This is a genomic window from Nonomuraea composti (genome assembly GCF_012034275.1).
Taxonomy (GTDB): Bacteria; Actinomycetota; Actinomycetes; order Streptosporangiales; family Streptosporangiaceae; genus Nonomuraea; species Nonomuraea composti.
In genome coordinates this window covers 16,118-34,159 of sequence record NZ_JAATEP010000030.1, presented here as the reverse complement: position 1 = coordinate 34,159, position 18,042 = coordinate 16,118, and the positions used below count along the sequence as shown (strand labels likewise).

Annotated in this window: 19 protein-coding genes; 13 read left to right on the top strand and 6 right to left on the bottom strand. The window is 73.6% G+C overall.

All coding sequences use genetic code 11. The features are described 5' to 3' along the window. Nucleotides 1-146: 146 nt before the first annotated feature. Nucleotides 147-941, top strand: coding sequence for a class I SAM-dependent methyltransferase (locus tag HCN51_RS34715; protein ID WP_346433895.1), 795 nt, complete (start codon nucleotides 147-149; stop codon nucleotides 939-941). 26 nt (nucleotides 942-967) lie between these two features. Here HCN51_RS34715 and HCN51_RS34710 read toward each other — a convergent pair whose 3' ends face one another. The 3 genes from HCN51_RS34710 to HCN51_RS34700 all read right to left on the bottom strand — a co-directional run bounded on the left by HCN51_RS34710 (nucleotide 968) and on the right by HCN51_RS34700 (nucleotide 2,339). Beyond that, nucleotides 968-1,309 carry a TraR/DksA family transcriptional regulator gene (locus HCN51_RS34710; RefSeq protein WP_168015475.1) on the bottom strand — a complete coding sequence of 114 codons (342 nt, stop codon included), beginning with the start codon at nucleotides 1,307-1,309 and terminating at the stop codon, nucleotides 968-970. A gap of 161 nt (nucleotides 1,310-1,470) precedes the next feature. Continuing rightward, nucleotides 1,471-1,848 carry a hypothetical protein gene (locus tag HCN51_RS34705; protein WP_168015473.1) on the bottom strand — a complete coding sequence of 126 codons (378 nt, stop codon included), beginning with the start codon at nucleotides 1,846-1,848 and terminating at the stop codon, nucleotides 1,471-1,473. A 62-nt stretch (nucleotides 1,849-1,910) separates the two neighbouring features. Further along, nucleotides 1,911-2,339 carry a cytochrome P450 family protein gene (locus tag HCN51_RS34700; protein ID WP_168015471.1) on the bottom strand — a complete coding sequence of 143 codons (429 nt, stop codon included), beginning with the start codon at nucleotides 2,337-2,339 and terminating at the stop codon, nucleotides 1,911-1,913. A gap of 94 nt (nucleotides 2,340-2,433) precedes the next feature. On the opposite strand from HCN51_RS34700, the gene HCN51_RS34695 reads away from it, so the two are divergent. After that, on the top strand, nucleotides 2,434-3,192 hold the full coding sequence (locus HCN51_RS34695) for a class I SAM-dependent DNA methyltransferase (RefSeq protein WP_168015469.1): 759 nt from the start codon (nucleotides 2,434-2,436) through the stop codon (nucleotides 3,190-3,192). Between the two features lie 15 nt (nucleotides 3,193-3,207). On the opposite strand, the gene HCN51_RS34690 is transcribed toward HCN51_RS34695, so the two are convergent. Then, nucleotides 3,208-4,671 carry an aldehyde dehydrogenase family protein gene (locus tag HCN51_RS34690; RefSeq protein ID WP_168015467.1) on the bottom strand — a complete coding sequence of 488 codons (1,464 nt, stop codon included), beginning with the start codon at nucleotides 4,669-4,671 and terminating at the stop codon, nucleotides 3,208-3,210. A 131-nt stretch (nucleotides 4,672-4,802) separates the two neighbouring features. Beyond that, nucleotides 4,803-5,630: an IclR family transcriptional regulator gene (locus HCN51_RS34685; RefSeq protein WP_346433894.1), complete on the bottom strand. Its 828-nt coding sequence runs from the start codon at nucleotides 5,628-5,630 to the stop codon at nucleotides 4,803-4,805. 123 nt (nucleotides 5,631-5,753) lie between these two features. Here HCN51_RS34685 and HCN51_RS34680 point away from each other — a divergent pair, with 123 nt between their 5' ends. Next, a complete protein-coding gene (locus tag HCN51_RS34680; RefSeq protein WP_168015465.1) occupies nucleotides 5,754-7,217 on the top strand; it encodes an aldehyde dehydrogenase family protein in 1,464 nt (487 codons plus the stop codon). Between the two features lie 118 nt (nucleotides 7,218-7,335). On the opposite strand, the gene HCN51_RS34675 is transcribed toward HCN51_RS34680, so the two are convergent. After that, nucleotides 7,336-8,334 (bottom strand): glycoside hydrolase family 11 protein, encoded by a 999-nt coding sequence (locus HCN51_RS34675; RefSeq protein ID WP_168015463.1) that lies wholly within the window; start codon nucleotides 8,332-8,334, stop codon nucleotides 7,336-7,338. A gap of 294 nt (nucleotides 8,335-8,628) precedes the next feature. Here HCN51_RS34675 and HCN51_RS34670 point away from each other — a divergent pair, with 294 nt between their 5' ends. From HCN51_RS34670 to HCN51_RS34625, 10 genes are all read left to right on the top strand, one after another. Continuing rightward, on the top strand, nucleotides 8,629-9,225 hold the full coding sequence (locus tag HCN51_RS34670) for a TetR/AcrR family transcriptional regulator (protein ID WP_168015461.1): 597 nt from the start codon (nucleotides 8,629-8,631) through the stop codon (nucleotides 9,223-9,225). Then, on the top strand, nucleotides 9,222-10,178 hold the full coding sequence (locus tag HCN51_RS34665; RefSeq protein WP_168015459.1) for an alpha/beta fold hydrolase: 957 nt from the start codon (nucleotides 9,222-9,224) through the stop codon (nucleotides 10,176-10,178). The genes HCN51_RS34670 and HCN51_RS34665 overlap by 4 nt, the downstream gene beginning before the upstream one ends. A gap of 106 nt (nucleotides 10,179-10,284) precedes the next feature. Continuing rightward, nucleotides 10,285-11,910 (top strand): TIGR04028 family ABC transporter substrate-binding protein, encoded by a 1,626-nt coding sequence (locus HCN51_RS34660; protein ID WP_168015457.1) that lies wholly within the window; start codon nucleotides 10,285-10,287, stop codon nucleotides 11,908-11,910. Next, a complete protein-coding gene (locus tag HCN51_RS34655) occupies nucleotides 11,907-12,839 on the top strand; it encodes an ABC transporter permease subunit (RefSeq protein WP_168015455.1) in 933 nt (310 codons plus the stop codon). Before HCN51_RS34660 ends, HCN51_RS34655 begins: the two co-directional genes overlap by 4 nt. Then, on the top strand, nucleotides 12,836-13,714 hold the full coding sequence (locus HCN51_RS34650) for an ABC transporter permease (RefSeq protein WP_168015453.1): 879 nt from the start codon (nucleotides 12,836-12,838) through the stop codon (nucleotides 13,712-13,714). Before HCN51_RS34655 ends, HCN51_RS34650 begins: the two co-directional genes overlap by 4 nt. After that, nucleotides 13,711-15,258 carry a dipeptide ABC transporter ATP-binding protein gene (locus HCN51_RS34645; protein ID WP_168015450.1) on the top strand — a complete coding sequence of 516 codons (1,548 nt, stop codon included), beginning with the start codon at nucleotides 13,711-13,713 and terminating at the stop codon, nucleotides 15,256-15,258. The genes HCN51_RS34650 and HCN51_RS34645 overlap by 4 nt, the downstream gene beginning before the upstream one ends. Further along, nucleotides 15,255-16,247, top strand: coding sequence for a putative FMN-dependent luciferase-like monooxygenase (locus HCN51_RS34640; RefSeq protein ID WP_168015448.1), 993 nt, complete (start codon nucleotides 15,255-15,257; stop codon nucleotides 16,245-16,247). Before HCN51_RS34645 ends, HCN51_RS34640 begins: the two co-directional genes overlap by 4 nt. Beyond that, nucleotides 16,244-16,831, top strand: a complete 588-nt coding sequence (locus HCN51_RS60095) for a CMD domain protein (RefSeq protein WP_168015446.1) — start codon at nucleotides 16,244-16,246, stop codon at nucleotides 16,829-16,831. The genes HCN51_RS34640 and HCN51_RS60095 overlap by 4 nt, the downstream gene beginning before the upstream one ends. Next, nucleotides 16,828-17,406: an alkylhydroperoxidase domain protein gene (locus HCN51_RS60090; RefSeq protein WP_168015444.1), complete on the top strand. Its 579-nt coding sequence runs from the start codon at nucleotides 16,828-16,830 to the stop codon at nucleotides 17,404-17,406. Before HCN51_RS60095 ends, HCN51_RS60090 begins: the two co-directional genes overlap by 4 nt. Continuing rightward, nucleotides 17,403-18,023, top strand: a complete 621-nt coding sequence (locus HCN51_RS34625) for a VOC family protein (protein ID WP_168015442.1) — start codon at nucleotides 17,403-17,405, stop codon at nucleotides 18,021-18,023. Before HCN51_RS60090 ends, HCN51_RS34625 begins: the two co-directional genes overlap by 4 nt. Nucleotides 18,024-18,042 lie beyond the last annotated feature (19 nt).

The window sequence follows — 18,042 nt, the reverse complement described above, 5'->3', positions numbered from 1 at the left end:
CTCCTGAGGCAGGGCCGGACGCGGTGTCCCGCTCCGGCCTTGTGGCGAGGAGCGGCCAAGGGGGTGTCCTGGCGGGCCCCCGCTTGTCAGACTCGGGGCCGTAGCCGGCCATCGCCGGCGCCGGCCGCCCCTTCGAGGAGACGCCTGTGACTGTGATCGACGACCTGCCCGCCCCGCGTACGGCCGTGCCGCTGCTCCTCGGCGCCCTCGCGACGAGCGCGCCGCTCGCCCTGGGCCTGGAGCCGTCCGGGGCGGAGGTGCTCATGATGGGCGCCGGCCTGCCCGTACGGCTGCGCCCGCTGCGCCGCCGCCTGGCCAGGCTCATGTACGACCAGCGCTACGGCGTGAACACCGCGGACTTCGCCGACCTCGCCGACTTCGGCCTCGACCACCCCGAGCGCGTCTACTACTCGCCGGCCCACTGGGGCACGCTGCGCCGGGCGCTGCCCGCCGGCGACGTCAGCCACCGGGACGTGTTCCTCGACCTGGGCGCGGGCAAGGGCCGCATGGTGCTGGAGGCGGCGGGCAGGTACCCGTTCCGGCGGGTGATCGGGGTCGAGCTGTCGCCGGAGCTGACCGAGGTGGCCAGGGCGAACCTGGCCAGGACCAGGCTGCGGCTGCGCGCCCGCGAGGTCGAGTTCGTCAGCTCGGACGTGCTCGACTACGACATCCCCGACGACGTCAGCGTGGTGTTCCTCAACAACCCGTTCCGCGGCCGCACGTTCGCCGCCGCCATGGAGCGGCTGCTGCACTCGGCCGACAGGAACCCGCGCCCGATCACCCTCATCTACTTCAACCCCGTCGAGGAGGCGCACCTGCTGAGCACGGGCCGCTTCCGCCACCTCCGCACGGTGGCCCGCACGCTCGCGCCGTGGCGGCGGCGCGGGGAGGCGGGCGTGTTCGGCACGACCCGCGTGTACGCGGTGACCGCGCGGGGGTGATCCCCGCCCCCGCGCGGCCCGGAGGGCTACGCCGTCTCGGCCCGGCGCTGGCAGCCGATGCAGTAGCGGGCCAGCGGGCGGATCTTGAGCCGCTCGAACGGGATGCCCGCCCCGCATTCCCCGCAGCGGCCGTAGGCGCCGGCGGCCAGCCGGTCGAGCGCCTGCGTCAGCTCGGCGATCGCGCGGTCGGCGGTGGTCAGGGAGACGAGCAGCTCCTGCCATGTGTCGTCGGCGCCGGTGCTGTCCTGCGCCTCGGCCCGCAGGCCGAGCAGGTGGCGGCTGCGCCGTTCGAGCTGCTCCTCGATGTCCTGGCGCAGCGCCTGGAGCTGGACGGTGCTGAGGTGTGCGTTGGCGTTGGTGTCGGCCATGGTCGCGAAGGTCCTTCGTCGGAGGTGGGCACGCTGATGAGGCGGCCGGCACACACCGGGCCGGCCGTCGTGGGGAGCCGCCGCTTCGCGCGGGCCGCCGTGAGACGGGCACGCGCGGCAAGGCCCCGCGGACGTCCGCAGGGCTCCAGGGGGTGGGGCGGCTAAATCAGCGGCGGGCTGCGTGACCCGGTGGGCAGGTGGGCGAGCTGCTGCGGGTCGCGGAGCGCGGCCTCGTCGTGGCCGGGCGACGGCAGCAGCGCCGGCTGGGCGGCCTCGGCCTGCCGCTCGCCGCGCAGCGGCGGCCACAGCGACAGCACGTGGTGCTCGCGCACGCTGGTGGCCTGGGGCGGCAGCCCGGCCGGCTCGGCGCCCGGATCGCCCAGGCTCCACACCTGCTCGTACGCCGTGCCGGACGGCGGGCCGAAGCCGGTGCCGGAGGTCCAGGAGGCGCCGACGACGAGCAGGGACAGCAGGACCAGGCCCATCACGCCGGTGAACGCGATGGACCTTCGTGGTGCGGTGCCCCACGGTCCCGTCATACGGGCGACCATAGCCCAGACGTCGCAAAAGGGCATGTAGTTAAACGGCGCAGCCCTGGTGATCAGTCGTCCCAGGTAGCGAGGAGCCGTTCGGCGCCGTAGATGTCCAGGCCGCCGCGCAGCGGCACGTCCGCGGCGGGCACGGCCAGGCGCAGCGTGGGGAAGCGCCCGATCAGCGGGACGCCGAGCAGCTCGCAGATCACCTGCGCGGGCACCGGCTGGGCGAACAGGCGCACCAGGTCGGCGGGCGGGCCGTGCTCGGCCAGGACGTCGAGCTGCGCGGCGGTGATCTGCTCGACGCGCTCGGCGAGCAGGCTCATGCGGCGGACGGTGAACGTGCCGATCAGCAGCTTGCGGAAGCGGGTGTGCTCGGGGGCGTCGATCGCGGTGAGGTCGCCGACCGCCCCGGGCGGCATCTCGTCGAACGCCACGCCCGGCAGCGGGTAGTGCATCAGCTCGGGCCGCGAGCTGAACCGCTGGTCGCCCGGCACGGCGCGGGCCAGGGCGTGCCCAGGAACACTGTACGCAAGGAAGACACGATGTGCGCCTCTGTCGCGAAAAGGCGGTCGCGCTCACAGTGGCCGTATGCCGCAGAACACTTTCGACGCCCGCCTGGCCGAGACCTACGAGGCGAAATGGCCCGAGCTGTTCGACCCCGCCGTGGTAGAGCCGGCCGTCGACTTCCTCGCCGCGCTCGCGGGGCCGGGCGCCGCACTGGAGCTCGGCGTCGGCACCGGACGCCTCGCCCTGCCCCTGCGCCGGCGCGGCGTCCCCGTGCACGGCATCGACCTGTCGGCCGCGATGATCGCCCAGCTCCGGTCCAAACCCGGCGGGCAGGACGTCGGCGTGACCGTCGGCGACTTCGCCGCCACGCGGGTGCCCGGCACCTTCGCCCTCGCCTACCTCGCCCGCAACACGATCACGAACCTGACCACGCAGGACGAGCAGGTCGCGTGCTTCCGCAACGTGGCGGCGCACCTGGAGCCGGGCGGCTGCTTCGTCATCGAGGTGTACGTCCCCGAGCTGCGGCGCCTCCCGCCCGGCCAGACCGTCCACCCGTTCGCCGTGACCCCGGAGCACCTGGGGTTCGAGGAGTACGACGTGGCCGCGCAGCTCGCCGTCTCCCACCACTACTGGACCGTGGACGGGCAGGTGGAGACGTACTCCTCGACCCACCGCTACGTGTGGCCGGCCGAGCTGGACCTGATGGCCCGCCTGGCCGGCATGACGCTGCGCGAGCGCTGGGCCGGCTGGCGGCGCGAGCCGTTCACCGGCGACAGCAGGAGCCACGTCTCCGTCTGGCACAAGCCCGCGAGCCGGGGCGCGCGTCAGGCCGGCGGGTGATGCGCCGGGCGCGCGTCAGAACGGGTAGCGGGGCGGCTCGCCGCGCAGCGTGATCCAGCGGGTCTCCGTGAACGCCTCGACGTTGGCCGCCGCCCCGCCGAACCGGGAGCCGGTGCCGGAGGCGCGCACGCCGCCGAACGGCGCGTTGGCCTCGTCGTTGACCGTCTGGTCGTTGATGTGCACGATCCCCGTCGGGATCCGCTCGGCCACGGCCAGGCCGCGCATCACGTCCCGGGTCACGATGCCGAGCGACAGGCCGTACTCGCCGGCGGCGGCCAGCTCGGCGGCCTCCTCGGCGGAGGAGACGCGGGTGACCGGCGCGACCGGGCCGAAGACCTCCTCGGCGAACGCGGGCGCGGTCAGCGGCACGTCCGCCAGCACCGTCGGCCGGTAGAAGAGCCCGTCGTACGTGCCGCCGGACGCGGCCCGCGCGCCCTGCTCGACGCTCGCGGTCACCAGGCGGTGGATCTTGTCGCGCTGGCCGGCGTCGATGACGGGCCCGAGCGCGACCTCCCCGGCGGCCGGGTCACCGACGGGCAGCGCGTCGGCCTTGGCGGCCAGCCCCTCCACGAACGCGTCGTACAGCCGGTCGGCGACCAGGTGGCGGCCGGTCGTCATGCAGATCTGGCCCTGGTGGAAGAACGAGCCCCAGGCCGCGAGGTTCACGGCGGCGTCCACGTCGGCGTCGTCCAGCACGAGCAGCGCCGAGTTGCCGCCGAGCTCCAGATGAGCCCGCTTCAGGTGCTTGCCGGCCAGCTCGCCGATGCGCCGGCCGACGGCGGTGGAGCCGGTGAAGGAGACGACCCGCACGTGCGGGTCCGTGATCAGCGCCTCGCCCACGTCGGGGCCGCCCGGCAGCATCTGCAGCACGCCCGGCGGCAGGCCCGCCTCCTCGAAGACGCGGGCCAGCAGCGTGCCGCCGGTGACCGCCGTCCGGGGGTCGGGCTTGAGCAGAACCGCGTTGCCGAGCGCGAGCGCCGGGGCGACCGACCGGACACCCAGGATGATCGGCACGTTGAACGGCGAGATCACCGCCACCACCCCGGCCGGGACCCGCCGCGCCAGCGACAGGCGCGGCTGCTCCGACGGCAGCACCTCGCCGATCGCCCGCGCGGGCAGCGCCGCCGCCTGGTAGCACTCCTCGGCGGCCACGTGCAGCGCGAACCCCGCCATGCCGGGGACCGCGCCGACCTCGCGCACGTTCCAGCCGCTGATCTCCTCGGCGTGCCGCTGCCACAGGTCGCCGGCCCTGCGCAGGACGGCGGCGCGGGCGGTGTGCGGCAGCGCGGCCCACTCCCGCTGCGCGGCGGCGGCGCTCGCCGCGGCCTCCGCCACGTCCTCGGGCGTCGCCCGCCCCATCCGGCCGAGCTCGCCGCCGGTGGCGGGCTCGACGACCGCGTAGTCGCCGCCGCGGGCGGCCGACCACGCGCCGTTCTTGTAGATGTTCGCCTGCCAGTCGACGCTGTCGAGCAGTCCCATGGGCGGTTCCTCCTTGTACGGGCGTCACGGCCGGGCCGGCGGAAGTTGAGGTGACGCTACGGAGGGGACCCCATCAGGGCAACAGAACGTTCGGAGGGCTGGAACGCGATTTCCCCCACCGGAACAGTGAGTCAGGGGCGGTGGCCGAGGCGGCGGGAGATCTCGGCGGTGGTGCGGCGCAGCGGCGGCTCGATGCGGGCCGCCAGCGCCTCGACCGCCGTGGGCGCCACGGTGAGGTGCACGGCGACGTTCACCGCCGCGACCACCTCGCCGGAGCGGTCGCGCACCGGCGCCGCGAACGAGCGCAGCCCCGGCGCCAGCTCCTCGTCGTTGACCGCCACCCCGCTCTGGCGCACCTTGGCCAGCGCCGCCGTGAGCTGCTCGCGGTTCGTGATCGTCTTGGGGCCCCTGCGGGCCATGTCGGTGTGGTCGAGGATCTGCCGCAGCGCCGCCGCGTCCTTGAAGGCCAGCAGCACCTTGCCCATCGACGTGCAGTACGCCGGCAGCCGCGAGCCCACGTGCAGGTTGAGGTCCATGGCCGCGGCGTTGCGCCGGGCGCTGCGGCGGCGGTCGACGTAGACGACGTCGGGGCCGTCGCACAGCCCCATGCTCACGGTGCAGCCCGTCTCGTCGGCCAGCGCCTGCAGCAGCGGGCCCGCCACCTTGCCCAGCTCCATGGAGTCGATCGCGGCGAAACCCAGGTCGGCGGCCCGGGGGCCGAGGAAGTACTTCCTGGTCTCGGGGTCCTGCTGGATGTAGCCGAGCTTGGTGAGCGTGGCGACGTAGCGGTGCGTCGTGCTCTTGTTGAGCCCGACCGTCCGCGCGAGGTCGGCGATGCCCAGCACGGAGCGGTTGCCGGTGAAGGCGGACAGGATGCGCAGGCCGCGCTCCAGCGAGACGGAGAACGCGGCGCCGGCGGCCGGGCGGCCGCGCGGGTGAGGGCTGTCGTCGGCGGTCACGAGGGTCAGAATAGAGGCCGACCGTTCCGCAGGTTCGAACCCCGGTTGGGGGGCGTCGCCCGCGGGGTGGCACTCTTACAAGCCGGAGGTGTGACGACGAGCGCGCGAGGAGAGACGAGCGTGATGTCCGAGGGGTGGCGCGTCGGGCACTTCATCGGCGGGGAGTGGTGCACGGCCGTTTCCGGGCGTTCCTATCCGAACCGGTCACCATGGTCGGGCCAGACGCTCGGCGAGGTCGCCGCCGGCGACGGCGAGGACGCCGGGCGGGCCGTCACCGCCGCGCACGAGGCGTTCGACGGCTGGTCACGGGCGCTGCCGGAGCAGCGCCAGCAGGTCTTCCTGCGCGCCGCCGCCATCCTGGAGCGGCGCGGCGGCGAGGTGCTGGCCGCGCTGGCCGCCGAGACCGGCTGCGGCCGCCACTTCGGCGAGATCCAGCTCGACCTCACGGTCAAGCTGCTGCGCCAGGCCGCCCACCTGCCCTACCGGCCGTCCGGCGAGCTGCTGCCGTCCGACGTGGCGGGCACCCAGGCGATGGCCGTACGCCGCCCGGCCGGCGTGGTGGCGGCCATCGCGCCGTGGAACGCCTCGCTCACCCTGTCGGGCCGGGCCATCGCCGGTCCGCTCGCGCTCGGCAACACGGTGGTGCTGAAACCGTCCGAGGAGTCCCCCTACACCGGGGGCGTGCTCTGGGCGCAGATCATGGCGGAGGCGGGCCTGCCCCCAGGGGTGCTCAACGTCGTCACCCACGCGCCCGGCGAGGCCGGCGCGGTCGCCGACGCGCTGCTGGCGAGCCCGCTCGTCAAGCGGGTCAGCTTCACCGGCTCGACGCCCACCGGCAGGCGGCTGGCCGAGCGGGCCGGCCGCCACCTCAAGCGGGTCCTGCTGCAGCTCAGCGGCCAGAACCCGCTCATCGTGGCGGCCGACGCCGACCTCGGCTACGCGGTGGACGCCGCGACGTTCGGCGCGTTCGTGCACCAGGGGCAGGTGTGCATGTGCGCCCGGCGCATCTACGTCGAGCGCCCGCTGGCCGAGGCGTTCGCCGAGCGGTTCGCGGCCAGGGCGGCGGCCCTGCCCATGGGCGATCCGGCCGATCCCGCCACCGTCGTCGGCCCGGTGATCAACGAGTGGGCGCTGGCCCTGCTCGACCGCCGGGTGAAGGAGGCGGTGGGGCTCGGCGCCCGCGTCCTGGCCGGCGGCGTCCCCGCGCCGCCGTGCTACCCCGCCACGGTGCTCACCGACGTCCCGGACGAGGCGGAGATCGCGCAGGGGGAGACGTTCGGGCCGGTGGTGGTGCTGGAGACGGTCGAGTCGGCCGAGCGGGCCGTCGCCCGCGCCAACCGTGCCGACCTCGGCCTCGTCGCCTCCGTCATCACCGGCGACAGCCGCCGCGGCCTGCGCCTGGCCGCCGCCCTGGACGCCGGCATCGTGCACGTCAACGACCAGCCGGTCAACGACGAGCCGCACATGCCGTTCGGCGGGGTCAAGGGCAGCGGGTGGGGGCGGTTCGGGCTGGGGTTCGCGGCCGAGGAGTTCTGCGAGACGCAGTGGGTGACGGTACGCGACCAGGGGCGCGCCTTCCCGTTCTGAGACCCTCCTGCTGGGACGCGGGGCTGGGACGCGGGGCCGGGACGCGGGCAGCGGGGTGGCGCGGCGGCCAGGAGGTACCGCCGCGCCACGGGTTCTTCCCGCGGGTTTCCCGGCCGGGTCAGCCCGCGCTGCAGGAGACCGTCGGCCAGGTGTAGTTGCCGTTGTGCTGGATGGTCACGCCCCAGTTGTTGCCGCTGCCGTTCGGCGTGGCGGTCAGGACCTGGGAGCTGGGATAGCTGGCGTTGATGTTCCAGGTGGACAGGATCTTCGCGGGGGAGGGCACGTTCATCGTGACGGTCCAGCTGCTGGAGCCGCTGACCGACACGTTGAGGTTGTAGCGGTCGCTCCACTGCTGGCCCGCGGAGAGCGTGGCGGTGCAACCGCCGCCACCGCCACCGCCGCCACCACCACCGCCGCCGCCGCCGGAGGAGCCGCCGATCGTGATGTTGGAGCTGCCGCTGCTCTGGTAACCCTCGGTGGCGAGGATCTGGTAGTCATGGGTGCCCAGGTTCATGCCGTAGCGGGCCCAGGCGTCGAAGTGGTTGCCGGCCGTGATGGTGCCGCCGGTCTTCTTCTGCTGGCGCACGCTCCAGTACTGGTTGAAGGTGCGGGTGCCCTCGATGGACGGCGCGTTGTAGCGGGTGGTCTGGTAGATGTCGTACGTGCCGCCGTCGCTGGTGACCGTGCCCTTGTACGTGCCGGTGGGCCGGTAGGTGCCCCAGTTGTCGACGATGTAGTACTCGACGAGCGGGTTCCTCGTCCACCCGTACAGCGTCAGGTAGGCGTTGCCCGACGGGTTGAAGCTGCCGGAGTAGCTGACCGTCCTGCGGCCGCCGGGGTTCCAGCCCTTGCCGGCCACGAAGTTGCCGGTGTTGCGCCACGAGGTGCTGTAGTTGCCGCCGGAGCCCAGCTCCATGGAGACCGTGCCCTGGCTGTCGGTCCAGAACGAGTAGAAGTACCCGTTGTTGGTGCCGGTCTGGTTGGTGGTGATGGCCGCGTGTGCGACGCTCGGCAGCATGGCCACGGCCAGCGCGGCGACCACGGCGAGGGCCCGGCCGGCGAGCCGCCTCATGCGTCCGCGCCGGCGGCTCGGTGGGGGGTGGGGGGCGTCGTTCATCTGAGTGCTTCCTTCTCGTGAAGGTGGGCATCTTCGAAACTATCGGAACGGTGGCGAAAGTATCGGGCGCGTTGTGTGAAGTTGTCAATGTTTCTGGTCAGAGTGTGAGGGGTCGGGTGGGTGGGGAGTGGCGAGTTGGTCGAACGGCCTGGTCAGAGGGCTCAGATGAGGTGGCTGGCGGCGGTGAAACTTTCAGCAGCTCGCCGAAAATTGCTGGGATGTCTGGAAAAGGAGATGCGGTTTCCTAGGATGATTAGGTATAACCTAAGGACTCTAGGAAAGGGGTGACGTGCATTGGCGCGGATGGGGCTGACGGCCGAGCGGGTGACGCTCGTCGGGGCCGAGCTGGCGGACGAGGTCGGGCTCGAGCGCGTGACGATGTCGGCGGTGGCGCGCCGGCTCGGGGTGAAGGACGCCAGCTTGTACGCGCACGTCCGCAACCTCGACGACCTGCGCGGACGGATCGCGCTGCTGGCGGCCGACGAGAAGACCGTCCGCATCGCGGAGGCCACCGCCGGCCGGGCGGGCAGGGACGCCCTCGTGGCGTACGCGAACGCGTGGCGGGCGTATGCCCACGAGCGCCCCGGCCGCTACACCGCGACGCAGACGCCCATGGAGATCGACCCCGAGCTCGTGGCCAGGGCCACCGGGCCCCGGCGGGCGATCGAGCTGACGTACCGCATGCTGCGGGCGTACGAGCTGGAGGAGCCCGACCTGACCGACGCGGTCCGGCTGCTGCGCAGCACGCTGCACGGCTTCGTCAGCCTGGAGGCGGCGGGCGGGTTCGCGCACGTCCGGCCGGCGGAGGCCACCTGGGCGCGCAGCCTCGACGCCCTGCACACCCTCCTGGAGAACTGGCCCGCACATCCGACTGAAGGAGATTCGACATGACCGGCACCAGTCCAACCGTCGGCCACCTGCGCGTGGACGGCGCGACCATCCGTTACGAGGTGCGCGGCAGCGGCCCGCTCCTGCTGCTGATCCCCGGCGGCACGGGCGGCGCCGCCGCGTTCGACGGGGTCGCGGACGACCTGGCCGGCGCGCACACGGTCGTCTCGTACGACCCGCGCGGCCTGTCCCGCAGCCCCCTCGACGACCCGGAGGCCCCGCAGACGGTCGCGCAGCAGGCCGATGACGCGTTCCGGCTGCTGGAGCTGCTGGCCCCGGGGGCGCCCGCCCGCGTGGCCGGCTGCAGCTCGGGCGCGATCGCCGCCCTGCACCTGCTCGCCACCCACCCGGAGCGGATCGAGCGCGTCGTGGCGCACGAGCCGCCGGTGGTGGAGGTGCTGCCGGACGCCGCCGTGCACCGCGCGATGCTCGCCCGCGTCGCCGACACCCTCCACCGCGAGGGCCTGATGCCGGCGGCGGCCATGTTCGCGGCCGGCCTCGCCGCAGAGGCGAGCAAGGACTCCGCTCCCGCGAGCGCCGCCCCGGCGGGCGGCACTCCGGCAGGCGGCGCCCCGGCAAGCGCCGCCCCGGCAGGCGGCACTCCGACAGGCGGCACCTCCAGGAGCGATGCACCCCCGAGCGCCGCCCCCGTCGAGTTGCCGCCTCAGGCGGCGGCGCGGGCCGAGCGGACGCTGGCCGACCTGCCGTACTTCCTCGGCCGGATCGTTCCCAGCTTCATGGCCTACGCCCCCGACCTGGACCGGCTGCGTACCCTGTCGGACCGGCTGGTGCTCGCGGCCGGCGAGGACTCGCGCGGTGAGCTGCCCCACCGCACCGCCGCCTGCCTGGCCGAGCGGCTGGGCACGGAGTTCGTGCTCTTCCCGGGCGGACACGTGGGCCTGACCACGCATCCCGCCGAGTTCGGCGCGCTGCTGCGCAAGGTGCTGAGCGCCTAGCCACGCCATCCGCGACCCCGCGACCAAGACCCCCGACTTGATTTTCTACTATTTAGGTAGGTTAAGCTGGTTTAGCTTCCAGACGTTCATGAAGGGCAGTACCCCCATGTCTCCATCCAGACCGCTGCGCACCGTCGTCACGCTCACCCTCGTGGGCCTCCTCGGCGCCTGTGGCGGCGCCGGGGGAGCCGCCGGCCCGGCGCCCGGCGGCGACGGCACGCCCGTCCAGGGCGGCACGCTCACCTACCTGGAGCATCAGCCGCCCACGTGCCTCTACCTGCCCGCCGCCGGCTTCTATCCCAACGGCGGCATCCTCAACCAGATCACCGACAAGCTCACCTGGCAGAACCCGGAGACGCTCGAGATCGAGCCGTGGATCGCCACCAAGTGGGAGATCAACGAGGACGCCACCGAGTACACCTTCCACCTGCGCGACGGCGTGACGTTCAGCGACGGCACCAAGCTGGACGCCGACGCCGTCGCCGCCAACTTCGACGTGTACGGCCTCGGCGACGACAAGCTCAAGCTGCCCGTCGCCGAGTTCGTCAACAACTACGAGCGCAGCGAGGTGATCGACCCGCTCACCGTGCGCTTCCACTTCGACAAGCCGTCGCCCGGCTTCCTCCAGGGCACCTCCGTGATCGGCGCGGGCCTGGTGTCGAAGAGGACGATCTCGCTGCCGTACGAGCAGCAGTGCCAGCTCAAGAACATCGTCGGCTCCGGCCCGTTCACCCTGAAGAACCAGATCGTCGACAAGGAGGTCGACCTGGTCGCCAGGAAGGACTACAACTGGGCGCCGCCGTCGTCGAAGCACCAGGGCCGCGCGTACCTCGACGAAATCAAGATCATCGTCACGCCGGAGGACAACGTGCGCGTCGGCGCGCTCACCTCCGGCCAGGCCGACATGGTGCGGTACGTGCAGGCGTACGACGAGCAGACCGTCAAGGACGCCGGCTTCACCATCTACGCCGAGCCCACGCGGGGCGTGAACAACGGCCTCTACCTGCGGCCCGGCAACAGCCTCATCAAGGACGTGAACGTCCGCACGGCGCTGCGGCTCGGCACGAACGCCAAGGAGATCGTCGACACCCTCTTCACCGCCAGCTACCCGGTCGCCACGTCCGTGCTCAGCCACCTCGCGCAGGGCTACGTGGACCTGTCCAAGGAGCTCGTCTACGACCCGGCCAAGGCGAACGCGCTGCTCGACCAGGCGGGCTGGGTCAAGGGCGCCGACGGCGTCCGCGTCAAGGACGGCAAGCGGCTGCAGCTCGGCGTGTTCGTCTCCGGCCCGCAGCCGCTGTCCAAGCAGACCCTGGAGCTGGTCGCCCAGCAGTGGACGAAGCTCGGCGTCAAGCTGGAGATCCGCCCCGCCGACGCCGGCACCCAGGCCGTCGACATCAAGGACGCTGAGAAGACCGCCATCCAGCACGGCATGGTCGGCCGCGCCGACCAGGACGTGATCAAGAGTCACCTCCACAGCAAGAACCGCGACGTCATCCTGTCCGACGACAAGAAGCTGGACCGGCTGCTGGAGGAGGAGTCCGCCGAGCCCGACGTGAGCCGGCGCAACGCCAAGGTCGCCGAGATCCAGCGGTACGTGATCGAGCAGGGCTACGCGATCCCGCTGTTCGAGGAGCCCCAGGTGTACGGCGCCGCCCCGTACGTGCGCGGCGTGGCCTTCGAGGCGGTCGCCCGGCCGTGGTTCTACTCCGTGTGGAAGGCGCGGCAGTGACCCGCTACCTGCTGTCGCGTGCCGGGCAGGCCGCTCTCGTGCTGTGGGCCGCCTTCACCGCGAGCTACGTGCTCCTGCAGCTCCTGCCCGGCGACTCGATCCTGATCAAGTTCCAGAACCCGGAGCTCGGCCTGTCGCCGCAGCAGATCGCCGAGATCCGGGCGTACTACGCCGGCGCCTCGCCGCTGGCCGACTACGCCCACACCCTGCTCGGTTTCCTGACCGGCAGCTTCGGCTACTCGATCGACACCGGCACGCCCGTGGTCGAGCGGCTGGCCGAGGCGCTGCCCGAGACGGCCCGGCTGGCGTCGGCGGCGTTCCTGCTGGCCGTGGTGATCGCCGTGGTCATCGCGTTCGCGGCGAGCTACAGCCCGGCCTCCTGGCTGCGCGGGGCGCTGCTGTCGGTGCCGTCGCTGTTCATCTCGGTGCCGGCGTTCTGGCTGGGCATCCTGCTGATCCAGATCTTCTCGTTCCGGCTGCGGCTGGTGCCGGTGATCGGCGGCAGCGAGGTGCAGCAGCTCGTCCTGCCGGTGCTGACGCTGGCCGTGCCGATCTCGGCGCCGATCGCGCAGGTGCTGGCGCGCGCCATCGACCAGGTGTACGCGCAGCCGTTCGTGCCGGTGATCGCGGCCAAGGGCGCCTCGCGCTGGTGGATCCTGTGGCGGCACGTGGCCCGCAACGCCGTGCTGCCGACGCTCACCGTGGCCGGCCTGACGCTCGGCGAGCTGATCGCGGGCTCGGTCGTGACCGAGACCGTCTTCGGCCGGGCCGGGATCGGCCGGCTGACCGAGCAGGCCGTCAACGCGCAGGACACGCCGGTGATGCTCGCCGTCGTGGTGCTCGCCGCCGCCGTGTTCGTGCTGGTCAACCTGCTGGTGGACGTGCTGTTCCCGATCCTCGACCCCCGGCTGAAGGGAGCGGCGGCATGACGGGCGCGTCTGTCCCGGGCGCGGGCGGCGTGGGCAGCGGCGGCGTGCCGGTCCCGGCGCGGGCGGCGAGGCGCCCGCGGGGCCGCGTGGCCGTCGGGCTGGTGGTGGCGTGGCTGATGGTCGGGCTCGTGCTGCTCTGGGCGGTCGTGCCCGGCCTGTTCACCGCGTACGACCCGATCGCCGGCGTACCGGCGGAGAAGCTGCGCCCGCCGGGCGCCGGCCACCTGTTCGGCACCGACGCGGTCGGGCGGGACGTCTTCGCCCGGGTGGTGCACGGCTCGGTGCACTCCCTGTCGGGGGCGCTCGTCGCCGTCGGGGTGGGCCTGCTGCTCGGCACGCTGCTCGGCCTGCTGGCCGGCGCCGCCGGCGGCGTGGCGGACGCGGCGGTCATGCGGGTCGTGGACGTGCTGCTGTCGGTGCCCGGCCTGCTCCTGGCCCTGACCGTGATCATCCTGCTCGGCCCGGGCACGGTGAACGTGGCGATCGCCGTCGGCATCGGCTCCGTGGCGGCCTTCGCCCGGCTGGCCCGCGCCGAGGTCGTCCGGGTGCGGCGCACCGACTACGTGGAGGCCGCGTTCGGCAGCGGCGGCAGGTTCGGCGCGGTGTTGTGGCGGCACGTGCTGCCCAACTCGCTCGGCCCCGTCGTCGCGCTGGCCGCCCTGCAGTTCGGCGCCGCCATCCTGGCCATCTCGACGCTCGGCTTCCTCGGCTACGGCGCCGAGCCGCCCACCCCCGAGTGGGGGCTGCTCATCGCGGAGGGGCGCAACTACCTGGCCACCTCGTGGTGGCTGACCACCTTGCCCGGCGCCGTCGTGGTGGCCGTGGTGCTGGCCGCCGGGCGCATCAGCCGCTCGATCGGAAGGGAACGCGGATGAGCCTGCTGGAGGTGCACGACCTCAAGGTCTCCTACGACGGCCGACCGGCGGTGCACGGCGTGTCCCTGTCGGTCGAGCCGGGCGAGGTCGTGGCCGTCGTCGGCGAGTCGGGGTCCGGCAAGTCCACCACGGCCCACGCCCTCATCGGGCTGCTGCCGTCCAACGCCACCCTGGACGCGGGCCGGATCCTGTTCGGCGAGGCCGACCTGGCCGGCTGGTCGCAGCGCCGCCTGCGGTCCGTCCGCGGCAGCAGGATCGGCCTCGTCCCGCAGGACCCCGCGAACTCCCTCGACCCCGTCAAGACCGTCGGCGCCCAGATCGGCGAGGTGCTGCGCGTGCACGGCGAGCGCGACCGCCGCAAGATCCGCGCCCGCGTCCTCGACCTGCTCGCCCGCGTCGGCCTGCCCGACCCGGAGACGTGCGCCCGGCAGTACCCGCATGAGCTGTCCGGCGGCATGCGGCAGCGCGTCCTCATCGCCGCCGCGATCGCCCTGCGGCCGAGCCTGATCATCGCCGACGAGCCGACCAGCGCCCTCGACGTCACCGTGCAGCGGCGCATCCTCGACCTCATCGACGACCTGCGCGCCGAGTACGGCACCGCCGTCCTGCTGGTGACCCACGACCTCGGCGTGGCGGCGGGCCGCTCGGACCGGCTGGTCGTGATGAAGGACGGCCGCGTCGTGGAGCGCGGCCCGACGTCCTCGGTGCTGGCCGCCCCGCAGGAGGGCTACACCAAGCGGCTGCTGGACGACGCCCCGGCCCTGTCGGCGCGGCCGTTCCCCGACCATCCCGGCGGGCCGCCCGCGATCGTGGTGCGCGACCTGGTCAAGGAGTTCCGCGTCGGGCGGCGCCCGTTCCGCGCCGTGGACGGCGTCTCCTTCGAGGTCACGCGCGGCACCACGCACGCGCTGGTGGGGGAGTCCGGCTCCGGCAAGACGACCACGGCCAGGATGGTCGCGCGGTTCGCCACGCCCACCTCGGGAACGGTCAGCATCGCAGGGGCGCCGGACGGCCGCCGCTTCCGCCGGCACGTGCAGCTCGTCTACCAGAACCCGTACGGGTCGCTCGACCCTCGCCAGACCATCGGAGAGATCATCGAGGAGCCGCTGCGCAACTTCGGGCTCGGCGACCGCCCCGCCCGGCGCGCCCGCGTCGCCGACCTGCTGGAGCGGGTGGCGCTGCCGGGCGAGCTGGCCGCGCGCCGGCCGCGCGAGCTGTCCGGCGGGCAGCGGCAGCGGGTGGCCATCGCCCGCGCGCTGGCCGCCGAGCCCGAGGTGCTGGTGCTCGACGAGGCGGTCTCCGCGCTCGACGTCACCGTGCAGGCCCAGATCCTCGCCCTGCTCGAACGGCTCCAGCGCGAGCTGGGCCTGACCTACCTGTTCATCTCGCACGATCTGGCCGTGGTGCGCCAGATCTCCCACACCGTCTCCGTCATGAGCAAAGGACGCATCGTGGAAACCGGAACCACCCGCCAGGTCTTCAGCGACCCCCGGCACGACTACACCCGAGAGCTGCTGGCCGCGATCCCGGAGCGCGTCCGATGAGGCTGGGCTTCTTCACGCGGCTCCTCGACGACGCGCCGCCCGGCGAGCGCTACCGGCTGGCCGCCGAGCAGATCCGGCACGCCGAGGCGCACGGGTTCGACACCGCGTGGGTGGCGCAGCACCACTTCGACGGAGAGGAGGGCGGGCTGCCCGCGCCGCTGGTGTTCCTGGCCCACGTCGCCGCCACGACCCGGCACATCAGGCTCGGCACCGGCATCATCACGCTGCCGCTCGAACACCCGCTGCGCGTCGCCGAGGACACCGCCGTGCTCGACCTGCTCACCGGCGGGCGGCTGGAGGTGGGCGTCGGCGGGGGCGGCACCCCGTCGGCGTTCGGGCCGTTCGGGCACGACGCCGCCGACCGCGCCGCCCTGTACGCCGAGCACCTGTGGGCGCTGCGCCGCGCCTGGGCCGGCGAGGACCTCGGCGGCGGCAACCGGCTCTACCCGCCCGCGCCCCGCCTGCTCGGCGCCGTGTGGGAGGCCACGTTCTCCGTCGCCGGCGGGGCCAGGGCGGGGCGGGCCGGCCACGGGCTGATGCTCTCCCGCACCCAGCCACGGCCCGCCGAGCGGCCCCAGGCCACGCTGGCCGACCTGCAGCTCCCCATCGTCGAGGCGTACCACGAGAGCCTGCCGGCCGGCGCCACCCCGCGGATCATGGCGTCGCGCACCGCGTTCGTCGCCGACAGCCGCGCCGACGCGCTGCGCTACGCCGAGATCGGGCTCGGCCGGCGGCGGCTGCCGTTCGAGCTGCCCGGCAGCGACCTCGACAGCCGCATCACCGCCTTCGACGTGCACCTCGGCACCCCGCAGGACGTCATCGACAGCCTGCGCGCCGACCCCACCCTGCGGCAGGCGACCGACCTGGTCTTCCAGGTCCACTCCGTCGACCCGCCGCACCCTCTGGTCCTGCGCTCCATCGAACTGCTGGCCACCGAGGTCGCCCCCGCGTTCGGCTGGCGGCCCACCGTCGAATTGAGCAAGAAATGATCACTGACGTCATCGACCACCTGGCCGGGATCGCCCCCGGCTCCTCCCTCGACCGGCTGCGCGACCGGCGCCCCGACGCCCGCGAGCACGCCCAGCGCGGCTACGACGCGCTCTTCACCCCCGACGACGAGGGCGAGGTGACGCTCGTCGAGCGCGACGGCGTCGCCGCCTTCGTCACCGGCCTGCACCAGGACCTCACCGTCGCCCGCTTCTACGCCGACCGCCTCGCCGAGCTGTCACCCGGCCTGCTCAAAGCCGTCGAGACCGAGATCGAGGCGGGCCGCGCCACCGGCCCCTACGGCGTCTACGAGGGCGCCCTGGCGGCCGAGAGCCGCGAGGGCCCGCGCTACCGGGTCAACGATCCGGCCGCGCTCGGGGTCCGGCTGGCCGCCGCGTTCGAGCACGCCCACCTGCTCGTCTTCCGCCCCCGCGAGGCCCGCGCCGACGCGCTGCGCGACCTGCGCGCCGCCGGCTGGAGCGAGACCGGCATCGTCACGCTGTCGCAGCTCGTCGCGTTCCTCAGCTTCCAGGTACGGGTCGTCACCGGCCTGCGCCTGCTCAACCAGGAAGGGGTCACCGCATGACCGGGTTCACCACGGAACGGCTCGGCTGGCGGCCCTGGCTGGAACCCCTGACCGAGGACGAGCTGACCGACGCCCACCACGAGGCCCTGGTCGACCGGGCCCGCGCCGCCTCCCCGTACTTCCGGCTGCTCGCCCGCGACCCCGACGTCCTGCACGCCCGCACCAAGACCGACCAGGACATCTTCTACAACCCCGACGGCGGGCTGCCGCGCGCCGAGCGCGAGCTGGCCGCCACCGCCACCTCCCGCCACAACGGGTGCGTCTTCTGCGCCTCCGTGCACGCGCGCTTCGCCGGCCACTACTCCAAGCGGCCCGGCGACGTGCGGCGGCTGCTCGACGAGGGGGTGGACGCGCGGCAGGACGCCCGCTGGCGGGCCATCATCGACGCCGCCGTGGCGCTGGCCTCCACCCCGTCCACGCTCGGCCCCGAGCACCTGGCGGCGCTGCGCGCGGCCGGGCTCGACGACCTGGCCATCAGCGACCTCGTCCACGCGGGAGCGTTCTTCGGCTGGGCCAACCGGCTCATGCTCTCCCTCGGCGAGCCCACTCACGAGCCCACCCAGGAGGAGAAGTGACCGAACCTCAGCTCGACCACCTCGTCTACGCGGTGCCCGACCTCGCCGCGGGGGTCGCCGAGTTCGCCGAGCGCACCGGGATCACGCCGGTGCGCGGCGGCAGCCATCCCGGAGGCACGGCCAACCACCTCATCCGCTTCGGGCCCTCCTCCTACCTGGAGATCATCGGCCCGGACCCGGAGGCCGGCGTCCGGCCCCGGGCGTTCGGGCTGGAGACGCTGACCGAGCCGCGCCTGGCCGCCTGGGCCGTGCGGCCCGGCGACATCGACAAGGCCGTGCGGCTGGCCCGCGAGCGCGGCTACGACCCCGGCGACGTGCAGCCCCTGTCGCGGCGCACTCCCGCCGGCGAGCTGCTGGAATGGCGGCTCACCCGGCGCGAGGACCCGGCGGAGGTGCGGCCGGTGCCGTTCCTCATCGACTGGGGTGGCACCCGCCACCCCGCCGACTCCGACCTGCCACTGGCCGGCCTGATCTCCTTCTCCGCCGCCCACCCCGACCCGGACGCGCTCCAGCGGGACCTGGCCGCTCTCGGCGTCCGGCTCGACGTCGCCGCCGGGCCCGAGCCGTCGCTGCGCGCCGTCATCGGCACCCCGCGCGGCCACGTCACCCTGCGCTGACACTTCTCCGAGGAGCGTT